Consider the following 22,924-nt stretch of genomic DNA (forward strand, 5'->3'; position numbering starts at 1 on the left):
CTTACTATAATACACAATACTTGTATATTCTAACACTTTCCGTTATGGAAAACAATGAATTTTTCATGAACAAACCAAGAAAATTACGGAGTCACCAAAATTTATCGCTTTGTATCCACGATCAGTCTGCCAAATTTCTGCAGTTCCTTTTTGGCCTGTATAAAATCCGGTAAATGCCACTCCCAGTTCGGAGAACCAATGGTTCCCGGTGTGTTGATATGGCCCTCTTTTCCAAGTCCAAGAATATCTGCCAACGGAATGATCGCATATTCTGCCTGATTCTGCATGGTATACTGCAGGAATCTGTCCTTGACAGAGCCCTGTGATGCTCCCGCCTTCTTTAACATCCTGCGGATTTTTCTTCTGGCTGCGGCACTCATATTTCCATACCACTGCATGATCGTATCATTGTCATGCGTTCCTGTGTAAAAAATCATGTTTTCCACATCATGGAAGGTATCTCGGGCATATTTTCCACCTGTTTCTATGGAGAAGATCAGAATCTTCATTCCCTTCAGATGATAATGATCTTTCAGCATCAGAACCTCCGGACGAAGCAGCCCCAGATCCTCTGCTACCAGATCTAATCCCGGAATTTCTTTCTGAAGTGTATCAATGACCTCATATCCCGGTGCCTCGATCCATTCACCGTCAATAGCAGTCGGGCAGTCTGCCGGAATTTTCCAGTATGTATCAAATGCCCGGAAATGGTCGATCCTTATAATATCAAACAATTTGTTGCTATAGCCGATTCTGTCCACCCAGAATCTGTAATCCTGTTCCTTCATATGCTCCCAGTCATAGATCGGATTTCCCCATCTCTGCCCTGTAGCACTGAAATAATCAGGCGGTACTCCGGCGATGAAGATCGGACGTCCATCTGTATCAAGAAGAAAGTTATCTTTTCCACCCCATACGTCTACAGAATCCTGTCCCACATAGAAAGGAACATCTCCCATGATCTGGATTCCGGCATCGTTTGCAGCCTTCTTCACCTTCATCCACTGTGTGTAGAAAATATACTGAAGAAACATCTGATACTGCGCCTCTGTCTCCACCTCTGCCGGTAACTTCTGTCTGTTCTCCGGCCAGGTTCTATATTCTTCCGGCCAGTCATTCCAGCATTCTCCGTTATTTGCTTTCTTTAATGCGCGGAACACACCATACTCATATACCCATTCCTGTGAAGCAAATTCTTTATATGCTGTTTCTTCCTGTCCCTTTTTCTCTGTAAAAACATCAAACGCAGTTCTTAAGAAAGGCTCTCTGTACTGGCGAACAGCCTCATAATCTACTCTTGTAGCTCTCTCCTGAAATTCCTTTGGATGTTCCTTTAACAGACCTTCCTCTGCAAGCGCATCAAGACTGATATACAACTCATCCCCTGCACAGGAGGAATATGGCTGGTATGGGGAATTACCATAGCCAACCGGATTCAGTGGCAGTATCTGCCATATCTTTACATGATTCTCCTTTAATAACTCGATAAATTGGAATGCAGATTCTCCAAGTTCTCCGGCACCAATACGGGACGGAAGTGCGGAAACTGGCATTAATACTCCGGCTTTTCTCATGATTTTTGTGCTCCTTCCTTCTTTTTACACTTCTTCATTTATAAAATTTCGGTAACTATTCTTCAGCAATCCATTCCAACAGAACGTTCCACCAGAATATACAAGTCAATATTCCATTGCCGCAGACAATCCGGAATGAATTTCAACTTGTAATTTTTTAACTGCTGAACAGTTACAAATTTCATAATATCTTTTGATATTTTAACATATTTAGGCCACTGCGTCAAAGCATTCCTTATGCGCTAAAGGTATATATTTTTCCTGACAAAAAAGCTCCCTTACAGGGGGCATTTTGTCTCTCTGTAAGGAAGCTTTTCTTTATGAAAACTTTTTTATGGCTGTCTATGTTTCATATTTTTGATCTTATAAGCAGATTTAGAATTCCGGTTCGATCAGACCGTAAGTATTGCCTTTACGTTTGTAAACTACATTTACCTGCTCTGTCTCTGCATTGTAGAATACAAAGAAATTATGTCCGAGCAGTTCCATCTGTACGCATGCATCTTCCGGATACATTGGTTTGATTCCGAATTTCTTGGTACGGATGATCTTAACTTCTTCATCCTCATCGTAGTCCTTGTCCAGATATGCTTTCTGGAAGTTGGCTGCTGCCTGCTGTTTGTCTACGATTTTATTTTTGTACTTGCGAAGCTGACGTTCAATGACTTCCTCTACCAGATCGATTGATACATACATGTCATTGCTTACCTGTTCGGAACGAATGATATTTCCTTTTACAGGGATTGTCACTTCAATTTTCTGTCTTTCTTTTTCAACACTTAAAGTTACTACAACTTCGGTGTCAGGAGTGAAATACCTTTCCAGTTTACTGAGCTTGTCCTGGACTGCTGTCTTAAGACCTTCTGTAACTGTAATATTTTTTCCGCTGATGATAAACTTCATGCTTCCATCCCCTTTGCTGTTTGATGAATCTATTATAACACACATTTTTGAATTTTAACACTATTTTATTAAAATTTCACATTTTTTCTGTTTACTTCAGAAATAACTTTAAAGTTCCTTTGTCATTATGGGGAAATAGCAAAAATTCTGTAATTGTTCTATACATTTTCACAGTGATTCCTGAGATTACTATAAAAATCAGTTAAAGTTTAATCAGTTCTGAGAATGAAATATTTCCTCCAAAAAGATCCAATGCACTGCCTACTGTGACATCCAGTCTGTCTTTTCCATATTTTCGCAGATTCTCAATATCTTTCATGGAGCCAACTCCACCTGCGTAAGTAACCGGATTTCCTTTATACTCCCCCAGCAGAGATGCAAGTTCTGTTTCAACTCCGCGTGCCTTTCCCTCCACATCTACTGCATGGACCAGAAACTCATCGCAGTAACTTCCCAGTTCTTTCATAATATCCAGTGTCATAGTGACATCTGTAAATTTCTGCCAGCGGTCTGTCACAATATAGTATTTTCCATCTTTTCTGCGACAGCTCAGGTCAAGAACCAGTTTCTCTTTTCCCACAGTCTCTTTCATTTTGTTCAGATTTTCCCAGGAAATCCTTCCATCTTTAAATACATAAGATGTAACGATTACATGACTGGCACCTGCACTAAGATATTCCCCTGCATTTTCCGGGTTCACTCCTCCGCCAATCTGTAATCCTCCCAGATAAGTATGTAATGCAAGAATCGCCTGTTCTTTTGTTGATTCATAGTATGGGGAGTCATGACCATTTAACAGAATTACATGTCCTCCTTTTATCCCTGCCTTTTTATATAATTCTGCATAGAAAGATGCATCCTGCTCAGATACAAAATTCTCACTTGCCTGATCCTGTACGTCCGTAAGGCTTCCACCTACAATCTGCTTTACTTTTCCATTATGTATATCAATACATGGGCGAAATTTCATAAAATCCGTACCTCCATATCCGTTATATGTACCCTCAGAATCTTTTTGTACTTATAGCAAGCCTCTTAAATTAATGCATTTGAGACAGTTCAGCAGAGTGCGAAAGACAAGGAAGATATCTGCTGTTCACTCCGTTCACAGTAACGGATTTCACGCTCTGATGAGCTGAATCAATATGCATTATTTACAATGATTGCTATAGTTAGATGCAAAAACAAATACAATAAAAACTTCGGGAGTACACTATTTAAATTTTACCGATTTAACACGATAATACCATAAATTATTCCTGATGTCTATCTTCCTTCTGCCGCATTGCCAACAGCATCACCCACATCTTCTACAGCATTACCTACCCCTTCGCCCAGATCTTTGACGCTATTTCCCAGTTCACCGGATACAGTGCCGTCACCGTTGTTGTTTTCATCAATTCTGGTATTATCTGCAGTGTTATCTGTTGCATTGCTATTCTGTTTTGTCTCATTTTCTGCAGCTTCATCCTCTGCGGCAGTTCCATTGTCTGTGACGGTTCCACCATTATTTACATTTTTATCTGCCGCATTGTTTCCTGATGTGCTATTTTCATTTGTATTGTTTTCTCCTGCGTTATTTTCCATGTTATCATCGTTTGCAGCATTATTATCCGTCATATTTTCTTCGTTTGTGTCTGCCTCATCAGCTGCTTTATTTGCATTTCCACATGCTGTGAACATGCACAGTGACATAATAAGTGCTGTACCTGTCAGAATCTTTTTTACCTTTATTCCCATATTCATCTCCTGTTCCCGGAAAGCATTCTGCCGGTCCATGCAGCAGAACCTCTCCGTCTTTTCATGTTTTTATATTATGTTTTTAATATGTACCAAAAACTCAATACTATTCTGGAAAAAATTTACTTTTCATGCTATGATTTAAATAACACAAAACAGATTACTCCGTACATATATACTCCTACAATCTAGCGTACCGACAAGTTGCCATAGCAGGATTTCACTCATTAATGAGATGGATTGACTGCAGTATTTTACGGAATATCTATAACTCATATTTACAGGAGGTTATCATGAAAAGAAAAAGGAACCATTCACTTCGCAGCTCTGTTTTCATATTTCTGGCTGCACTTTTCCTGCTGTTTACCTGCAGTGTTTCTACTATCTATGCATCCACACTTCAGAAACCTGATATCGCAGCATCGGGAAAATTTGTAAAAGACGGCGATTACTGGATTTACCGCTATGATGATAAAACCATCGCCAAAAATGTATTTCTGAAAATTGACAAAAAGACCTATTATTTTAACAAACTCGGACACCGCTGGTGCAGCTGGCATACGATCAAAGGCAAAAATTATTATTTCGGAACCAGATCTCAGGGATATCTGATAAAGAATTCTCTTATCAAATATAAAGGAAATTATTACTATGTCGGTAAAGACGGTGCCATGGTTACCGGATGGTACACTGACAAATCCGGAAAGAAATACTATTTTGGCAAAGACGGAAAAGCAGTTACAGGAAAACACAAGATCAAGGGAACTTACTATTACTTTAACCAGAATGGTACTGTCACCCACACCGGATTAAATTATTCCCTTTCCTCTGACTGTGCACTTCTTATGAATGCAGATACTGGTCAGATTATTTATGGCAAAAATGAAAATGTTGCTCATGCCAACGCCAGCACAACCAAGATTATGACCTGTATCCTTGCACTTGAAAACTGCAAATTAAACGAAAAAGTAAAGTTCTCCCCTTACGCAGCATCTATTGAACCCAGCAAGCTTTATGCAAATGCAGGAGAAATATTTTATCTGAAAGATCTGCTTTATTCCCTGATGCTTCCCTCCCACAACGACACCGCAGTTGCCATTGCCGAACACGTCAGCGGTTCCACTGCAAAGTTTGTTAAATTAATGAATAAAAAAGCAGCAGAGATCGGATGTACGAATACACATTTCGCAACCCCAAATGGTCTGGATGCAGGGTATAACCATTACACAACAGCTTCTGACCTGGCAAAAATTGCCCAGTATGCGATCAAAAAGCCTATGTTCCGCAAACTGGTGAGCACCGGCTATTATTCTTTCTCTAATCTCAACACCGGCAGAAGCTATTCTATCGGCACCACCAACGCCCTGCTCGGCAATGTTCCGGGAGTTCAGGGTATGAAAACAGGCTATACCAACAAAGCAGGCTATTGTTTTGTCGGACTTTCTTATTCCGCAAGGGGAAACACCTATATTTCTGTTGTCCTGGGTGCAGATTCATCTTCTGCCCGCTGGCAGGATTCCAGAACATTGCTGACTTACGCATATAATCATTGATCAGAATTATTATAGCAGCATACAGGCCAATATTACAAAAAAGGAAAGTGTTCTGAAACATCAGATACACTTTCCTTTTATATATTTTATTTCACTGCTATGAAGATACTGAAAATTACCAGTTATCAATTTTTACTGCATTCCTGATTATTTTGCACTGATAACATCGCTCATATCATATCTTCCTGCCGGTTTACCTGCAAGGAATTTCGCAGCTTCAACAGCACCCTTTCCAAATACAGCTTTGGAATATGCAGTATGCTTAAATTCAATCACTTCATCCGGACCTGCGAAGATCACTTCGTGTTCTCCTACGATTGTTCCACCGCGGACTGCTGAGATACCGATTTCCTTATCATCCCGCATCTCACGTCTCTGGCTGCGGTCATAGATATAATGATACTGGTTATCCATTGCCTCATTAATGCTGTCAGCCAGTGCAAGTGCTGTTCCGCTTGGTGCATCCAGTTTCAGTCTGTGATGCTTCTCAACAATCTCCATGTCAAATCCTGCTGTTGCCAGAACCTTTGCCGCATCCTGAAGCAGTTTCATCAGAGTATTGATTCCAAGAGACATATTTGCAGATTTCAGAACTGCGACATTCTTAGATGTCTCTTCCACCTTTGCGAGCTGCTCCTCGCTTAAACCGGTTGTACATAATACAACCGGGAGTTTGCGTTTCTCACAGTAAGCAAGAAGTGCATCTGTTGCTTTTGCAGAAGAGAAGTCGATAAGGGCATCTGCCTCTACCTGACATTCTTCCATATTTGTATATACAGGGTAGCTGTTCTTTCCCTGATCTGCCACATCGATACCTGCTACGATCTCAGCATCCGGATCCTTCTCCACAAGTCCGGAGATTACCTGACCCATGTGACCGTTACAGCCATGCATAATAATCTTTACCATTTGTCTATTCCTCTCAATTCCAGTATATCGGCAAGTTGATTTTCCGAACAATCCTGCGGTTATATTTATGCAAGTTTAATTCCGAAATTCTTCAGTTCTTCAGCAAGTTTTGCCTTGTTTGCATCTTCCATCTCGGATAATGGCATACGAAGTGGTCCCACTTCTTTACCCATCAGATTCAGAGCTGCTTTCACCGGAATCGGGTTTACTTCACTGAACAGTGCATGAATTAACGGGATTGCCTTTAACTGGATTTCTGCTGCACCCTTTGTATCTCCTTCAAGGAATTTCATAACCATATCATGTGTTTCCTTAGGAGCTACATTAGAAAGTACGGAAATTACTCCAAGTCCGCCAAGTGAAAGAATCGGAAGTACCTGATCATCATTTCCGGAGTAGAGTTCAATGCAGCCATCAGCCATGGACATCATGGTTGCAATCTGTGAAAGATCTCCGCTTGCTGCTTTGATACCAACAATATTCTTAACATTTTTAGCCAGAGCTACTGCTGTTGCAGGCTGGATGTTACATCCTGTACGGCTCGGAACATTGTACATAATGATCGGTGTTTCCGGAACTGCCTCTGCAATAGCTGTATAATGAGCGATCAGTCCTTTCTGAGTCGCCTTGTTATAATATGGAGTCACTATAAGAAGTGCATCTGCACCGTAAGAAGCAGCCTCCTTTGACATCATAATTGCAGTTTCCGTACAGTTGGAACCTGTACCTGCGATAACCGGAACACGTTTGTTTACCTTGTCGATTGCAAACTTAATTGTCTTAAGATGCTCTCCATGCGTCATCGTTGATGATTCTCCTGTTGTTCCGCAGATAATGATCGCATCTGTACTGTTTGCAATCTGATACTCCAGAAGTTCCTCCAGTTTATCATAATTAACCTTGCCATCTTCATACATAGGGGTTACGATTGCAACACCTGCACCTTTAAAAATTGCCATTTGCCTTCCTCCTTTATTCTTCTGTAATTTCCATACAGATTACTGCCCATTCATAAACAATAATCAGGTTTTATACACCTTATACAATCTCTGTTGTCAGTGTAGTTATGCTGTCTGCATATTTACGCAGGCTGTCCGGTAACGTCCGTCCCGTAAGCAAAATATGCATACTCTCGTCCTTCATCTTCAGGATATCACCGATTGCCTCTGCAGTAGTGATCCCATAATCCGGAAGTGCAAGAATCTCATCCAGGAGCAGAAAATCGCATTCCTGCGTTGCGATCACTTTGCGCGCAAAATTCAAAGCATTGAGAATATTGGTTTTCTCCTCTGCCTTCTCCTGCTCATTCAGTTCCTCATATCCTTCATCATGCTTCTCAAAACGGAATATCTTAATATCCAGATTATCCAGTTCCTCCAGAAAATCCAGTTCCCTGCGCTCTCTTCCTTTCAGAAACTGAATAATAATGACGCTTTTACCCTGTGCGGAAGCTCTCAGACACTGACCGATCGCCAGAGTTGTCTTTCCCTTTCCCCCGCCACAGTAAACCTCTGTAAATTCTTTTTCCATAACAAACAATTCCTCTTATCGTTATTGAAATTGTACCTTCTTCTCTGTGTCATTACAGACATGATAAACAGCAGTCTGTTTTCGACTTCTGCGATGAGCTTCCGGCATATTCACGCCGGAATGCTTCGTGGAACAGCAGGCTGCCATAGTTATCTGAATACGCTTATATTACCGCAGTTTATGAAGAATTGCAAGTGCTACTGTTTACAGTAATCGTTACTGTTCACTCCGTTCACAGTAACGTGGCCAAAATTCATTCCAAATTGCCTGCGGCAATGGAATTATTCCATATATTCCAGCTTGCTTACAGATACTTCATACGCAACTCTCTTCTCTGTTTCATTTTCCCCGATCCGTTTCATATATTCTCTGCTCTGGATACGTCCCCAGATCAGGACATGACCGCCAACCTCAAACGCAGATGCATAGCGGGCATTTCTGCCCCAGCAGATGCATGGTATGTAATCTGATTTTCCATACGGACGATTTACTGCCAACAGCACATCCGCAATTTCTCTTCCAAGAGGAGTTTTACGGTACACCGGAGGCTTACAGATATATCCGTCCAGAAAAATCTGATTTACCGGAACTGTTTCATCCTCTTCTTCCACAAACTTCAGTTCTCTGCTGAATACTGAAAGCACGAGACGGTTGTGCTTCTCCTCATGGCGGTTATATGAGCGGAACTGTCCATGGATTTCCACATATTCTCCGATATAATCCTGCGTTACATCCACCAGCCGTTCAGAAACCATCACCGGAATCCTGTCTTCCGAATCACTGAGCCTTTTGACCAGCAGCTCAGTCATATAGAAGCCTTCTCCAAAGACCTGATGACTGAATGTAAAGCCTGCTGCAATTTTGCCCATCATAGATACCTGATTGTTTTCAATAATTTTATCTGCCATAATGTGGTTCTCCTTCCCTGTAGAGCACCTGTGTCAGAATCCCTGCCTGCAGTGTAGACCGTAAATAGTCTCTGCTTTTTCAGCGATCCCGCATATGCTCCTCTGTACCTTGTATTGTTCTTTATAAGGTTATGTACAGGCATTCTCATTTAGAACCAGAATCTGCAAAAATAAAAAAAATTATTTTAACACCTTGTAATCTGGCGAAAATGTGGTAAACTGAAAATTCGGGTAACTTATTGAAGAAAAAAACACATAATAATAGGAACAAATTCATCTGCAAGATTAAATCATATTTGAAAAAACTGCTTTTGCAGCAAAATAATCCTGCTGATAACACATGAATATTAACAATTCCGGTAACTGTTCAGCCAGTGTGCCGAACAGTTACCCATTCAAAGCTTAAAGAGGAAAGGAAAATCATTTTATGAGAACAAAACGTGAAGATGTCCGTAACGTAGCCATTATCGCCCACGTTGACCATGGTAAAACAACTCTGGTTGACCAGCTTCTGAAACAGAGCGGTGTATTCCGCGAAAATCAGGAAGTTCAGGAACGTGTCATGGACTCTAATGATATCGAACGTGAACGTGGTATCACTATTTTATCCAAGAACACAGCTGTTCATTACAAAAATACAAAAATCAACATCATTGACACACCAGGACATGCTGATTTCGGCGGCGAGGTAGAACGTGTACTTAAGATGGTAGACGGTGTTATTCTTCTCGTTGATGCTTTCGAAGGTGCTATGCCTCAGACAAAATTCGTTCTTAAGAAAGCACTGGAACTTGACCTTCATGTAATCGTATGTATCAACAAGATCGACCGTCCGGAAGCCCGTCCGGATGAAGTTGTAGATGAGGTTCTGGAACTTCTTATGGATCTTGGTGCTTCTGATGAACAGCTTGACTGTCCGTTCCTGTATGCTTCTGCCAAAGCAGGACATGCTGTGATCGACTTAAACGACACTCCTAAGGATATGGCTCCGTTATTTGAAGCAATCCTGAAATATATCCCGGCTCCGGAAGGAGATCCGGAGGCAGATACTCAGGTTCTGATCAGCACGATTGATTACAATGAATACGTTGGACGTATCGGTGTTGGTAAAGTTGAAAACGGTACAATCGCTGTTAACCAGGAACTGACTCTGTTAAACCATCATGATCTGGACAAACGTAAGAAAGTTAAGATCAGCAAGCTCTACGAGTTTGACGGTCTGAACAAAGTTGAAGTAAAAGAGGCCACTATCGGTGCTATCGTTGCTATTTCCGGTATCGCAGACATCCATATCGGTGATACTCTCTGCGGCGGAGAAAACCCGGAGGCAATTCCTTTCCAGAAGATTTCCGAGCCTACCATTGCCATGAACTTCATCGTAAATGACAGTCCGCTGGCAGGCCAGGAAGGTAAATACATCACATCCCGTCATCTTCGTGACCGTCTCTACCGTGAGCTGAATACAGATGTCAGCCTTCGTGTAGAAGATACTGAAACAACAGAAGCCTTTAAGGTTTCCGGACGTGGAGAACTTCATCTGTCTGTCCTGATCGAGAACATGAGACGTGAAGGTTATGAATTCGCAGTAAGTAAACCGGAGGTTCTGTACAAAACAGACGAGCGCGGAAAGAAACTTGAACCTATGGAAATCGCTTATGTAGATGTTCCGGAAGAATTTTCCGGTACTGTAATCCAGAAGCTGAGCGAACGTAAAGGTGAGCTGCAGGGTATGAGTACTGCCAGTGACGGTACTGTCCGTCTGGAATTCCACATTCCTTCCCGTGGACTGATCGGATTCCGCGGTGAGTTCCTTACTTCCACCAAGGGTACCGGCATCATCAATACTATGTTTGACGGATATGCTCCTTACAAGGGAGATTTCCAGTACAGAAAACAGGGATCTCTGATCGCTTTCGAGGCTGGTGAAGCTGTTACTTATGGTCTGTTCGCAGCCCAGGAGCGTGGTACTCTGTTTATCGGACCTGGTGCAAAGGTTTACAGCGGTATGGTTATCGGACAGAATGGTAAAGCCGAAGATATCGAGTTGAACGTATGCAAGACAAAACATCTGACTAACACACGTTCTTCTTCCGCTGATGATGCACTGAAATTAACTCCACCAAGAGTTCTCAGTCTGGAACAGGCCATCGATTTCATCGACCAGGATGAACTCCTTGAGGTTACACCAGAGTCTCTCCGTATCCGTAAGAGACTTCTGGATTCCAGAGAACGTAAGAGAGCCGCTTTCAGAAAAGCCTGAAACAAATAGAAACTTAAGAAAAATTAAGCCCCGCAGATTTTGCGGGGCTTAATTTTTCTTAATCATTACTGTTCACTCCGTTCACAGTAACTCTTAATCTCCTGCAAACATATGGAAAAACATAAATCCTTCTACAAATTATATTGTTATATTTTCACGAAATTCCTAGTTAGTATTTGTTAACTTTTTCATATGCTATGTAATTGACAAATGATTAACAAAGTCATATAATAGCATCATCGAGGTTGTTAATTTATTAACGTTATTTTTTTAACTTTCTCTCAGTTGCCAACAGAACATATATTGTTAAATTTTTCTCATATATTCTGACAATTGATATTTTATTCACATTATTTACGTGATTATGCACAATTTTCACCATAATATTTCGTTATGCTCATATCAATGTTACTGTTGACCGAATAATCAGTTTATTTATATAATAAAAACATAACAGGTCACGGTAAATACTTTTAACGAAAACACAAACAGGAGGATTCCCAAATGGCAAAAAAAGAGAACACTATCCCAACCATCATCGACACCCCTGAAGCCCTTACTGCAAAGATTGCAGCCATGAAAGAGGCACAGAAGATTTTCGCAACATTTACCCAGGAGCAGGTAGATAAGATTTTTAAAGCTGCCGCTACTGCTGCTGACAAAGCACGTATCCCGCTTGCTAAAGATGCTGTTGAAGAAACAGGAATGGGTATTGTAGAAGATAAGGTTATCAAGAACCATTACGCAGCCGAATATGTATACAACGCATATAAGAATACCAGAACCTGCGGTGTGATTGAAGAAGATACTGCTTACGGTATTAAGAAAATCGCTGAACCGATCGGTCTGATTGCTGCTGTTATTCCTACAACCAACCCAACATCTACTGCAATCTTCAAAACTCTGATCGCACTGAAAACACGTAATGCAATCATCATCAGTCCGCATCCCCGCGCAAAGAAATGTACCATTGAGGCAGCAAAGGTTGTTCTGGAGGCAGCTGTAGAAGCCGGTGCACCGGAGGGAATCATCGGATGGATTGATGTTCCAAGTCTTGATCTGACAAATCAGGTTATGCGTGAAGCAGACATCATCCTTGCCACAGGTGGTCCCGGAATGGTTAAGGCTGCCTATTCTTCCGGAAAACCTGCTTTAGGTGTAGGTCCCGGAAATACTCCTGTTATCATTGATGACAGTGCAGATATCCGTCTGGCAGTTAACTCCATCATCCATTCCAAGACCTTTGACAATGGTATGATCTGTGCTTCCGAACAGTCTGTAACTGTTCTTGAGAGCATTTATAAGAAAGTAAAAGAAGAATTCCTTTACAGAGGATGTTACTTCCTGAAACCGGATGAATTAGAGAAAGTAAGAAAAACTATCCTTATCAATGGCGCATTGAATGCAAAGATCGTAGGCCAGAAGGCTGCCACTATCGCTGAGATGGCCGGTGTTGCAGTTCCTCCTGAAACAAAGATTCTGATCGGCGAAGTTGAATCTGTAGACATCAGCGAAGAATTCGCACATGAGAAGCTTTCACCTGTACTGGCCATGTACAAGGCCAAAACTTTTGACGAAGCGATTGCCAAAACTGAACAGCTTGTAGCTGACGGCGGTTATGGACATACCTCCGCTCTCTACATTGACACAAGAGAGAAGGAAAAGATGGAAAAACACGCAGCAGCTATGAAGACCTGCCGTATCCTCATCAATACTCCATCTTCTCAGGGCGGTATCGGCGACCTTTACAACTTCAAACTTGTTCCGTCCCTGACTTTGGGCTGCGGTTCCTGGGGTGGCAACTCCGTATCTGAGAACGTAGGTGTAAAACATCTCATTAACATCAAGACCGTTGCTGAAAGGAGAGAAAATATGCTCTGGATTAGAACACCGGAAAAAGTTTATTTCAAAAAAGGCTGCCTGCCGGTTGCTCTGGATGAACTTGGCACTGTTATGCACAAGAAACGCTGCTTTATCGTAACAGACTCTTTCCTTTATAAGAATGGATATACTAAAAAGATCGAAGATAAATTAGATCAGATGGGAATCGTACATACCTGCTTCTACGATGTAGAGCCAGATCCATCTCTCGCTTCTGCAAGAGCCGGTGCTGCTGCAATGAGAATGTTCGAGCCTGACTGCATTATCGCAATGGGCGGTGGTTCCGCAATGGATGCCGGCAAGATCATGTGGGTTCTCTATGAAAATCCGGACGCCAACTTTGATGATATGGCTATGGACTTTATGGATATCCGTAAGAGAATCTTCACATTCCCGCATATGGGTAAGAAAGCTTACTTTATAGCTGTTCCAACATCTTCCGGTACAGGTTCCGAGGTAACACCTTTTGCTATCATTACTGATAAGACTACAGGTATCAAATGGCCTCTGGCTGATTATGAATTAATGCCTGACATGGCTATTGTTGATACAGATAATATGATGAGCGCACCTAAGGGACTGACCTGTGCTTCCGGTATCGACGTTATGACTCATGCACTTGAAGCCTATGCTTCCATGATGGCATCTGATTATACAGATGGTCTTGCATTAAATGCAATCAAACTGGTATTTAACTATCTGCCACGTGCATACAAAGATGGTTCTGATGTAGAAGCCAGACAGCATATGGCAAATGCTTCCTGCATGGCTGGTATGGCTTTCGCAAATGCTTTCCTTGGCGTAAACCACTCTCTTGCTCATAAGCTGGGAGCTTTCCATCACCTTCCACATGGTATTGCAAATGCTCTGGTTCTGCTTCATGTTCTGCGCTATAATGCAGCCGAAGTTCCAGCTAAGATGGGTACCTTCCCACAGTATCAGTATCCGCACACACTTGCACGTTACGCTGAGATTGGCCGTTCTGTAGGTCTGACAGGCAAGAACGACAGCGAAGTATTTGAGAAGCTTCTCCAGAAACTGCAGGAACTGATGGATACTATCGAGATCAAACATACGATCAAAGAATACGGCGTAGACGAGAAATACTTCCTCGAAACTCTGGACGAAATGACCGAACAGGCATTCAACGACCAGTGTACCGGTGCCAACCCGAGATATCCATTAATGTCTGAGCTGAAAGAAATCTATCTGAAAGCTTACTATGGAGAGGGAAATATTCCTGAATCCAGGAAGGCCAAAGAGAAAAAAGAAACGAAATAAGATTTGCTGAAAATAAACCTTTTCCTTTAAAAATATAGTGTTTAAACCAATATAATAAGGGCTGTCAAAAAACGACAGCCCTTATTATATTATTTCTTACTGCGATATGCTTCTGCTTCCCAATGTGTGATGAAGTATGTAATATCATCTGTCATGTGAAGCGGGCCACCAAAGCTTTCTGCATATACTGCAAGCTTAATGGCATCTTTTACAAGAAGCTGTGCTTTTGCAGCTTTTCCCTTATCATCTTCCATGATAAAGGCACCGACTCCCTGTACCAGGATCAGTCTTGGCTCTTTGTCATTCTCTGCCATAAATGCATCCAGCGCAGCTTTTGCCTGGTCAATATCCTCTACAAATAACGGATATGGTCCACAGTATACAATGTGATCCGGTGTAAATGGTTTCAGAAGCGGTGCAGCCGCTGCCTTATCTTTTACGAAGTTATCAGCTTCCGCTACAGGTACAACTTCTACTGCATGTCCCAATAACCGGGAAAGCTTCTCTGCTGCCTGTTCTTTTTCAGATGTAACAGCATCACTGACATCAGCAGTTCTCTTTACCTGTTTCTCTAATTTACTGATCACGCCGTCAAATAATGCTCCAATTTCCTCTACAGTATTTGCTGCAACGAAAATTCCGTGATTCTGGAGCAGAAGAACCTGAACATCTTTTCCAAATTCTTCTTTATAAGCATTCATTTTCTCATAGCAGATACGCGCAAGTGTATATCCGGGTTTGCAGATATCAATCCAGAGTACATCTTTTCCAAGAAGCTGTTCACTGAGTTCCTTTGCCCCTTTTCCGCAGGTCAGTCCATTGACAAGTGTAGGATGAACATGCAGTACATAAGTATAGGCAAATAAGTTATGAAGCAGTGCTTCTACACTTGGACGTTTTGTTTTGTCAGCATCTGTTACTGCAGCCATAACATCTGCAAGATACAGTGATTCACGTTTGACATCATCTTCAGGATAATCTGTCTTCATGATTTCATTCAAACGTGTTCTGCTCATTTCCACAAATTCCTCTGCCTTGATTGTGGCAAGCTGTGTACCAGAGCCTTTTACATACAATGTAGTGTCGTCTTTTACAGAAGTATTGCCACCGCCTGCAAGAACATAGGCAGGGTTGCTTCCATAAGTATTTGACATTTTTACTAAGATTGAAAGATCCATAGTTAAAATACCTCCCATATTTTAATAGTTTTGCTATTACCCATTCCATTGTACACGATATTCTGCTTTTTTCCAAGTGTTATGGAGTAAACAGTAACGTTATAATAGTCCCGCAAATAACCTCATAAACAGCTGTCCCAGGCGCAGATACGCGCTGCGTCCGGTACTGTACTGTTCTGTCACTTCACGGCATTCATCCATGGTTGCTGCAAGATCATTTCGGATATCCAGAACTGCCTGACAGTCTGCCATAAAGCAGCCGTTTTCAAAATGATGATACAAACTTCTGTAATCCAGATTTATGGTTCCGCAGGTTGCCATACAGTCATCTGCCACACTCATCTTTGCGTGACAGAAACCAGGTGTCCATTCGTAAATACGCACTCCATGCTTTACCAGTCCATGGTAAAAGGATCGTGTGATATTGTAGATCATCTTTTTATCCGGAATACCAGGTGTAATGATCCTTACATCTACCCCTCGCTTGGCTGCCAGACACAGAGCATGGGTCATTTCATCTGTGATGATCAGGTACGGAGTCATAAACCAGCAGTATTTTTCCGCTTTATTCACCATACTGATATACACTTCTTCACCTACCTGTTCATGATCCATAGGACTGTCCGCATAGGGTTGGATAAATCCTGTCTGCTTTGCCTGATAATCTGTCTGGACCAGAAATTCGGTAAAATCACTGTCATTTTTATCCTTATCACTGACAGCATTCCACATCTCCAGGAATGTTACTGTTAGGGAACGGACTGCCTCCCCCTCCAGACGGATACCTGTATCCTTCCACTGTCCATAAGGATGTGTGAAATTAAAATATTCGTTGGCAAGGTTGTAACCGCCGGTAAATCCCACTTTTCCATCGATCACTGTGATCTTGCGGTGATCCCGGTTATTCAGGAACACATTCAGGCCCGGAGTAAAAGGGTTGAACACTCTGCAATGGATTCCCACATTTTCCATTTTCTTAATGAAGTCTGTATTGATAAACCCAATGGAACCCATGTCGTCATAAAATACTCTGACTTCTACGCCTGCCTTTACGCGGTCTTCCAGAACTCTCTGGATTTTATGCCAGGCCTGTGCATCCTCAATGGCATGATATTCCATAAAAATGAATTTCTCTGCCTTTGCCAGATCTGCCAGCTGAGCCTCCAGCCCTTTGACTGCCTCATCATAATAAATAACATCTGTATTCTGATAGACCGGATAGGAGGCATTTTTCTGTATATAATCAGAAATATTGCCTGCCTTCGGGATTTTCCTGCCAAGCGTTTCCCTGCACTCACTGTCATTGGGAAGCAACGGCAGAAGTTCCCTGTCGATCTGGTCATAACGCTCCCGCATTTTACGGGTACCGCCATTGAGACCAATCAGTAAGTACAATCCCACTCCCAAGATAGGGAATACAAGGATCAAAATAACCCAGGGCATTTTCATAGATGAAGTCTGGTCTGACGCATACAGCTTAAGAACCAGTACACCTGCAAGAAGCCTTGTCATCAGATTGATAATCTCCGCATATTGATTCAGCTTTGTGATCATAGCAATGATAAAAGCTGCTTCCAGTAAAATACATACTGCGGAAAAGCATAATCGTTTTACACCATTTTTCGTTTTCGCCCTGCCTTCCAGGGTATCCTGTTTCATATTCTTTCTCTCTCCCTCTGTCATTATACGTTAATATTCACTCTGTTCCCAGAACACATATCAGACAGATAAAATCGTCCGCTTTTTTTACTTGCTTATAACCGGATAACTGCTCCGCAGTTTCAGTCAGGAAAGATTTTCTGCACATTTATTTGTGCCTATATACTCTGCTACTTTATCTGTCACTTTATTGCAGATTACCGTATAAGCTGCTCCCAGTACATTGGCGCCTATACGAAGCGCTACTGCTGCCGGCATTCCGAAGATCCCTGCTGCAATAGATAAGGCTCCAAAAGTATTAAATGCAGTCTGCCACGGATATCCTGCTGAATATCCAACTCCGATTCCTCCGATCATTCCAATGTACGGATACATGGATTTAGGAAGTACCAGATACAGCACAATAAACAGCAGACAGCCCACAACATTAAACATTCCTCTGCTCACAGACCTTGGGATACAGTCCTCTGTAAAAGGCAGACATACGGACATACAGGCGATTCCTGCCCACATTGCTCTGGGAAGTCCCAGAAGATTCATAAACAGCATTGCGCTGGATACGATCAGTGTCAGTTTCACATACCATCTGCTTCTTGCTGACTTAAGATCAAATTCCCGGAACAAATCCAGGAAGGTTCTTCGATAGGCTCTGTTTCTCTGGTTCTTATAGAAGACGATCATACAGATCACCATTCCCACCAACAAGCCGATCACACGGAAGGTGTATTCCTTTCCTGTCACATCATAGCCCAGAAGCAGCAAATAGCCCAGAACAAAGGTAGAATGATTGTACATGATCACATTATGACAGCCCAGTATCATCAGTAGTAAAATACACACAGCATTCACTGCAAACGCGGCTAACGGAGGCACTATATTTGCCAGACGGGGTCCTGCCATAAGAATACCGAAGATTCCTGCAATGGAAAGCAGTCCATGTGTTGTCCTGATCCCGAAATCTGCCTGCCGCAGCACAAGCACTGCCAACAGAACAGTAACACCAACTACACTGTTGCTGCTCCCTGTAAGCTTACTGTACATGCTCACCACTGCTACGCAAAAAGCCATAACCAGATACACTTTAAAATTATAGATTAAAATGTGCCGTCTTTTCTCTTTTGGGTCTGTGGTGCTTCTGATCAGCTGCTTGGAGCCGGTCGAACTCAATTGTAATTCCTGATAAAATGTCATATCTCGTTACCTCTCTTTCGCGAAAATCTATAAAAATTTATGAATTACCTTTTTTAGTAACGAGCACTATACCGCAGTTCCCTCTGTTAGTCAAGACTTAATTATTTTTTCAGGTCTCTTCTGATTATTTCTTCCAGTCTGTCCAGATCCTCATTGTCAGGATGAGATAACGCCCTGTCAAAATTCTGGATCAGTTCATCCAGGTTCGGCGCATGATCCGGCTTCTCTTTCATCTTTACGTATCTGTCCCTGACTGACTGGGGCATTTTCCCCTGACACATAAATTCTCCCATCACTGTATTACTCTCATCAACAGATTCTTTAACTTTCCCGAGAACCTGCTGGAAATAGGCTTCACTGCCTCCGAAACCTGCTGTTCCAAACAGAAAGATCTTCTTGTTTTTCAGACTCTTTAACAGTTCAAGTGTTGCAGGATCTGCATTCCCTATATCTGTCCAGAATCCAATGTATAATATGTCGGAAGAGAGAGCCTTTGCTCCTTCTGTTCCAAAATAGTCACAGTTTTCCTCAGGCAATACCTCCCTGATCTTCTCCGCAAGCTTCTTTGTGTTCCCTGTTTTACTGCTGTATATAATCGAGTATCTTTGTATTCCCATGCTGTCTCTTGCTCCTTTTTTTGTTTTATGCACTCTCGAAGTCTTCCTTGTATTTGCTTTTGTAAAAAGATTCCGAAAGTACATTTTTATCTGCGTTATTTATATCAGTTATAAATCCTCGTCCGACACTCCATCCCGGAACATTTTCAGCAGCTCCTCCATACTTTCTCTCAGCTTTTCATTCTTATTATACTGGACCAGCACCACTGTAACAATGGCAGACAGAATTATGCATCTGCGGATCAGTTTTCGAATACGGATACATCTCTTTACATCTTTTCTTCCCTTTTCATAGAGCTTCTCTGCCATCCTGTCAGCTCTGGCATCTTTGCAGGCAATATAATCATCAATCACCTGCTTATCCTCCTCACAGATGTCTAGATTCTCATACTGATTCCTCAGCTCCTCAAGTTCTGCATTATTCTGTCTGATCACTGTATCTTTGCGGTTAATTCTCTCAGCTGCACTCCGGCTCATTCTCTCTGTTCGTTTACTCATGATAAAAACTCCTTTCGTTTATTTTTTATTATCTCCTATTTTAAACTTTTCTCAGGCTTTTCTCAATAAAATAATAAAATAATGGAGGACTCCTTTTTTATAAACTTAAACAGGGAGAGTATAACTCAAAATGAGTCATACCCTCCCTGTTCTGGGGATCCTATTTCCCGATCACTTTTTTATTTTTTGAACTGTTGAAAATAGTTTCATCTAACAGATATTAAACATTACATTTCTGCTGTAAGAATCTCTAATAATTCTCCATAAAGAGCCTGATTCAGATGCATCGCATTCAAAGATGCCACAGCATCCTTTCCAAGTTTCTGTATGGTAGATAAAATTTCAGATTTCAAATTGTATTCAATCTGCGCACGTTCCAGAACAGCAAAAATCTCTTCTGTCCATCTATGCTCACACTCTGTTATTCCATCAACAAACTCTACACATATTTCCTGATCCACTGGAATATCCTTTACAATAATCTCAAATCTGTCAGGATTCTTTTTCCATTCAGATACACAGTCACATTCCCGGTCTCCGACATATATTTTAAAGTTGGATTCCTTCACACCATAGAACCATAATTTCCATGTACGGTTCACAGGAATTACATCTGTATTTCCCGCAGCCCTGGAAATTGTAAATATATTCTTCTCCTTTGCAAACCGTGTTTTTACCCAGTTCTCATCATTATCTTCCGCTGTATCCCCCTGATCTTCCCACAGTTCAAATGATCCTGTATTACCAGGGAATATTTTTATCAGGAATTTTTCCGGATTATCTATGGAATTGTCATATTCCTCCATATCTTTCAGCGGGATAATACCGCCCTCTTTTACAAGTACAGGAATCTCATCTATAGTTCTCCACAGTTCCATCAATCGTCCGCCATCATACCTTCTTCCATTAAAGAAATCATACCAGACTCCTTTAGGGATCCAGGTAACTGCTTTGGCAGCAACTGCAACCTCATCCATTTTTTCCGTAATCGGAGAAACCATCATCTCATTTCCAAAATAATAATTGTTTGGCACATGATAAGTCTGCTCCTGATCCGGTTCCTGATAGTACATTGGCTGTACAAGCGGAATTCCGTCTCTGCTTGCATACTTATTCATAGTATAAAGATAAGGAACCAGGCTATGACGCATACGAAGATACTTCTTCATTGTTTCTTCCACAATCCGGTTATACTTCCACGGTTCTTTTCCATTAAATGGATTATCTGTACTGTGAAGGCGGTTGATCGGAGAGAATACTCCCAATTCTACCCATCTGGCAGTCAGTTCATCATCTCTGTATCCAAACATATGACCACCAATGTCATGGCTCCACCATCCATATCCGATATTGCTGGCATTTGCAGTGAAATATGGCTGGAACTTCAGACTCTCCCATGTAATAATCGTATCACCAGAGAATCCAATGGGATATCTGTGGCTTCCCGGACCTGCATATCTGGAAAAGGTAAGTTGTCTCTTGCCTTTCCATACACTGTCAAGATAGTGATAATGGTTCAACATCCAAAGGGGATCCAGACCCGGTATTTTCGTAACAGTTCCCTGCTGCCAGTCAAGCCACCAGAAATCTACGCCGTCTTCTTCCATCGGATGATGCAGATCATTAAGATAAACCTCAAGGAATTTATCATCTGCTATGTCAAAAAGTACCGGCTCTTTTTGCTCAGGATCCATTCCCATTTTCTTTGCAATACGTGGATATGCTTCTTCATATGGGCGGATTCCATCTGCCGGATGAACATTCAATGTTACCTTCATATTATGGTCATGAAGCCATTTCAGGAATTCCGGCGGATCCGGAAACAGCTTTTTGTTCCAGGTATAGCCTGTCCATCCGCTTCCATATACAGGATCCACATCCTCAACAAGATGCCAGTCCATATCAATAACAGCTACTGAAAAAGGAACTTTTTCTTTTTCAAATCTCTCTACCAGCTCTTTATACTCTGCTTCATCATATTTGTGGTAACGGCTCCACCAGTTACCCAGCACATATCTTGGTAAAAGAGGTGTTTTTCCACAAAGATGATAAAAATCCTTCAGACATTCAAGGAATCGATGACCGTAACCAAAGAAATAAAAATCTTCTCCTTTGTTTTGTCTTGGTTTTACAGAACCATTTTCCATAAGTACCATTGTATGAGAATCATTCAGAACAGAAAATCCGTCTTTTGACATAATTCCATGTTCCAGCGGGATTTCACCGTTGGCCCAGTCCAGAGTTCTTGCAGTTCCCCGAAGATCTTTCGTCTCTTCTCCGTAATGCCATACTCTCTCTCCTGCCATTCCACCTGCAACGCGGACCATCAGACCGCCTGGTGTAAATTTCTGTTTATCATAATGAATCTCCAGATTCTTTGTATAAATATCAAGAGTTTCCTCTTTTTCTACAACACGAAATTCCGGAACAGGAAATTCTCTGTTGTAAACCATCTGGGTTGCATGATCTTCAAATTTCCCATCTTCGCTATACTCAAATCTGATTAATGCGGTTGTCAACATTGATATTCTGTAATTTTCCCCCTGCAGCACTGCGCCGGCAGAGCACAAAGGATGTGTTGGTACTGCGTATTTTTTTAAGCTCATCAGTTTATGCCTCCTTTTTACTCTTTAACTGTTTACTCCTTGACTGCACCATTGGCAATTCCGGCTGCGATCTGTTTCTGGAACAGTAATACCATCACTAAAGTAGGAATTACTACAACTACAGCAGCTGCCGCAATCTGGTTCCAGTAAATTGTATACTGCCCTCTCAGATATCCGATACGGACCGGAACTGTCTGGATTGATTCATTACTGTTCATGGTACATGAAAGAAGATATTCGTTCCATGCTGAAATAAAAGTCATCATCGCAGTCTGTAATTACTCCCGGTGCTGCAATTGGAAAAATAATTCTCCATAAAGTTCCCCAGGTAGAACATCCATCAATCTTCGCTGCCTCCTCCAGTGCAAGAGGAACCTGTTTGAAATGTGCCACCATAATCCATACTGCACTTGGCAGAGTAATAGATGAATACGCCAGACATACCCAGTAGGAATTCAGTTTTCCAAGAGAATAGTACATATTGAACACCGGTCCGATAATGATCATCTGCGGAAACATTGCTACTGTAAGGATCAATGCCATCAGAAGATTTTTTCCTTTGAATTTGAATCTGGATATGATATATGCAGACATAGACGCAACAACAATTACATACAAAGTAGTAAATCCGGACAT

19 protein-coding genes are annotated in these 22,924 nt (G+C 41.7%); 3 read left to right on the top strand and 16 right to left on the bottom strand.

Annotated elements, in window-relative coordinates:
* Positions 1-101: 101 nt before the first annotated feature.
* The 4 genes from malQ to AC075L_RS15085 form a co-directional block, all read right to left on the bottom strand.
* Complete coding sequence (gene malQ, locus AC075L_RS15070) at positions 102-1,574, bottom strand: 4-alpha-glucanotransferase (protein WP_008706270.1); 1,473 nt, start codon at positions 1,572-1,574, stop codon at positions 102-104.
* Positions 1,575-1,949: 375 nt separating this feature from the next.
* Positions 1,950-2,477 (bottom strand): ribosome hibernation-promoting factor, HPF/YfiA family, encoded by a 528-nt coding sequence (gene hpf, locus AC075L_RS15075; RefSeq protein ID WP_008706266.1) that lies wholly within the window; start codon positions 2,475-2,477, stop codon positions 1,950-1,952.
* Between the two features lie 202 nt (positions 2,478-2,679).
* Positions 2,680-3,447 carry a phosphoribosylformimino-5-aminoimidazole carboxamide ribotide isomerase gene (gene hisA, locus AC075L_RS15080; protein WP_195982475.1) on the bottom strand — a complete coding sequence of 256 codons (768 nt, stop codon included), beginning with the start codon at positions 3,445-3,447 and terminating at the stop codon, positions 2,680-2,682.
* A 296-nt stretch (positions 3,448-3,743) separates the two neighbouring features.
* Positions 3,744-4,217: a midas domain-containing protein gene (locus tag AC075L_RS15085; RefSeq protein WP_161233631.1), complete on the bottom strand. Its 474-nt coding sequence runs from the start codon at positions 4,215-4,217 to the stop codon at positions 3,744-3,746.
* A 293-nt stretch (positions 4,218-4,510) separates the two neighbouring features.
* On the opposite strand from AC075L_RS15085, the gene AC075L_RS15090 reads away from it, so the two are divergent.
* A complete protein-coding gene (locus AC075L_RS15090; RefSeq protein WP_118331210.1) occupies positions 4,511-5,770 on the top strand; it encodes a D-alanyl-D-alanine carboxypeptidase in 1,260 nt (419 codons plus the stop codon).
* 147 nt (positions 5,771-5,917) lie between these two features.
* Here AC075L_RS15090 and dapB read toward each other — a convergent pair whose 3' ends face one another.
* From dapB to AC075L_RS15110, 4 genes are all read right to left on the bottom strand, one after another.
* Positions 5,918-6,679 (bottom strand): 4-hydroxy-tetrahydrodipicolinate reductase, encoded by a 762-nt coding sequence (dapB, locus tag AC075L_RS15095; RefSeq protein WP_008706259.1) that lies wholly within the window; start codon positions 6,677-6,679, stop codon positions 5,918-5,920.
* Between the two features lie 65 nt (positions 6,680-6,744).
* Complete coding sequence (gene dapA / locus AC075L_RS15100; protein ID WP_008706258.1) at positions 6,745-7,638, bottom strand: 4-hydroxy-tetrahydrodipicolinate synthase; 894 nt, start codon at positions 7,636-7,638, stop codon at positions 6,745-6,747.
* A 79-nt stretch (positions 7,639-7,717) separates the two neighbouring features.
* On the bottom strand, positions 7,718-8,209 hold the full coding sequence (locus AC075L_RS15105; protein WP_020993654.1) for a cob(I)yrinic acid a,c-diamide adenosyltransferase: 492 nt from the start codon (positions 8,207-8,209) through the stop codon (positions 7,718-7,720).
* Between the two features lie 281 nt (positions 8,210-8,490).
* Positions 8,491-9,117: a single-stranded DNA-binding protein gene (locus AC075L_RS15110; RefSeq protein WP_008706256.1), complete on the bottom strand. Its 627-nt coding sequence runs from the start codon at positions 9,115-9,117 to the stop codon at positions 8,491-8,493.
* A 427-nt stretch (positions 9,118-9,544) separates the two neighbouring features.
* On the opposite strand from AC075L_RS15110, the gene typA reads away from it, so the two are divergent.
* The gene (gene typA / locus AC075L_RS15115) at positions 9,545-11,377 is read left to right on the top strand and encodes a translational GTPase TypA (RefSeq protein WP_055060077.1); all 1,833 of its coding nucleotides are present in this window, start codon (positions 9,545-9,547) and stop codon (positions 11,375-11,377) included.
* A 504-nt stretch (positions 11,378-11,881) separates the two neighbouring features.
* Positions 11,882-14,539 (top strand): bifunctional acetaldehyde-CoA/alcohol dehydrogenase, encoded by a 2,658-nt coding sequence (gene adhE / locus AC075L_RS15120; RefSeq protein WP_476387868.1) that lies wholly within the window; start codon positions 11,882-11,884, stop codon positions 14,537-14,539.
* Positions 14,540-14,628: 89 nt separating this feature from the next.
* Here the strand turns inward: adhE and AC075L_RS15125 are convergent, their stop codons facing one another.
* From AC075L_RS15125 to AC075L_RS15160, 8 genes are all read right to left on the bottom strand, one after another.
* A complete protein-coding gene (locus AC075L_RS15125) occupies positions 14,629-15,717 on the bottom strand; it encodes a class II aldolase/adducin family protein (RefSeq protein WP_119250514.1) in 1,089 nt (362 codons plus the stop codon).
* Between the two features lie 99 nt (positions 15,718-15,816).
* Positions 15,817-17,376 (bottom strand): cardiolipin synthase, encoded by a 1,560-nt coding sequence (gene cls / locus AC075L_RS15130; protein WP_008706252.1) that lies wholly within the window; start codon positions 17,374-17,376, stop codon positions 15,817-15,819.
* Positions 17,377-17,502: 126 nt separating this feature from the next.
* Positions 17,503-18,567, bottom strand: coding sequence for an FUSC family protein (locus AC075L_RS15135; protein WP_161233623.1), 1,065 nt, complete (start codon positions 18,565-18,567; stop codon positions 17,503-17,505).
* A 101-nt stretch (positions 18,568-18,668) separates the two neighbouring features.
* Positions 18,669-19,184: a flavodoxin family protein BilS gene (gene bilS, locus AC075L_RS15140; RefSeq protein WP_270434723.1), complete on the bottom strand. Its 516-nt coding sequence runs from the start codon at positions 19,182-19,184 to the stop codon at positions 18,669-18,671.
* A 108-nt stretch (positions 19,185-19,292) separates the two neighbouring features.
* Entirely contained in the window at positions 19,293-19,682 is a 390-nt protein-coding gene (locus AC075L_RS15145) for a hypothetical protein (protein ID WP_270434708.1), read from the bottom strand.
* Between the two features lie 227 nt (positions 19,683-19,909).
* Positions 19,910-22,288: a glycoside hydrolase family 31 protein gene (locus tag AC075L_RS15150; RefSeq protein ID WP_118331179.1), complete on the bottom strand. Its 2,379-nt coding sequence runs from the start codon at positions 22,286-22,288 to the stop codon at positions 19,910-19,912.
* 32 nt (positions 22,289-22,320) lie between these two features.
* A complete protein-coding gene (locus AC075L_RS15155) occupies positions 22,321-22,506 on the bottom strand; it encodes a hypothetical protein (protein WP_476387869.1) in 186 nt (61 codons plus the stop codon).
* On the bottom strand, positions 22,496-22,924 hold a 429-nt coding region (locus AC075L_RS15160; RefSeq protein WP_476387870.1), incomplete at its 5' end, for a carbohydrate ABC transporter permease. The genes AC075L_RS15155 and AC075L_RS15160, both read right to left, overlap by 11 nt.

It is taken from the genome of Blautia sp. ZXY-1-B12, assembly GCF_056339915.1.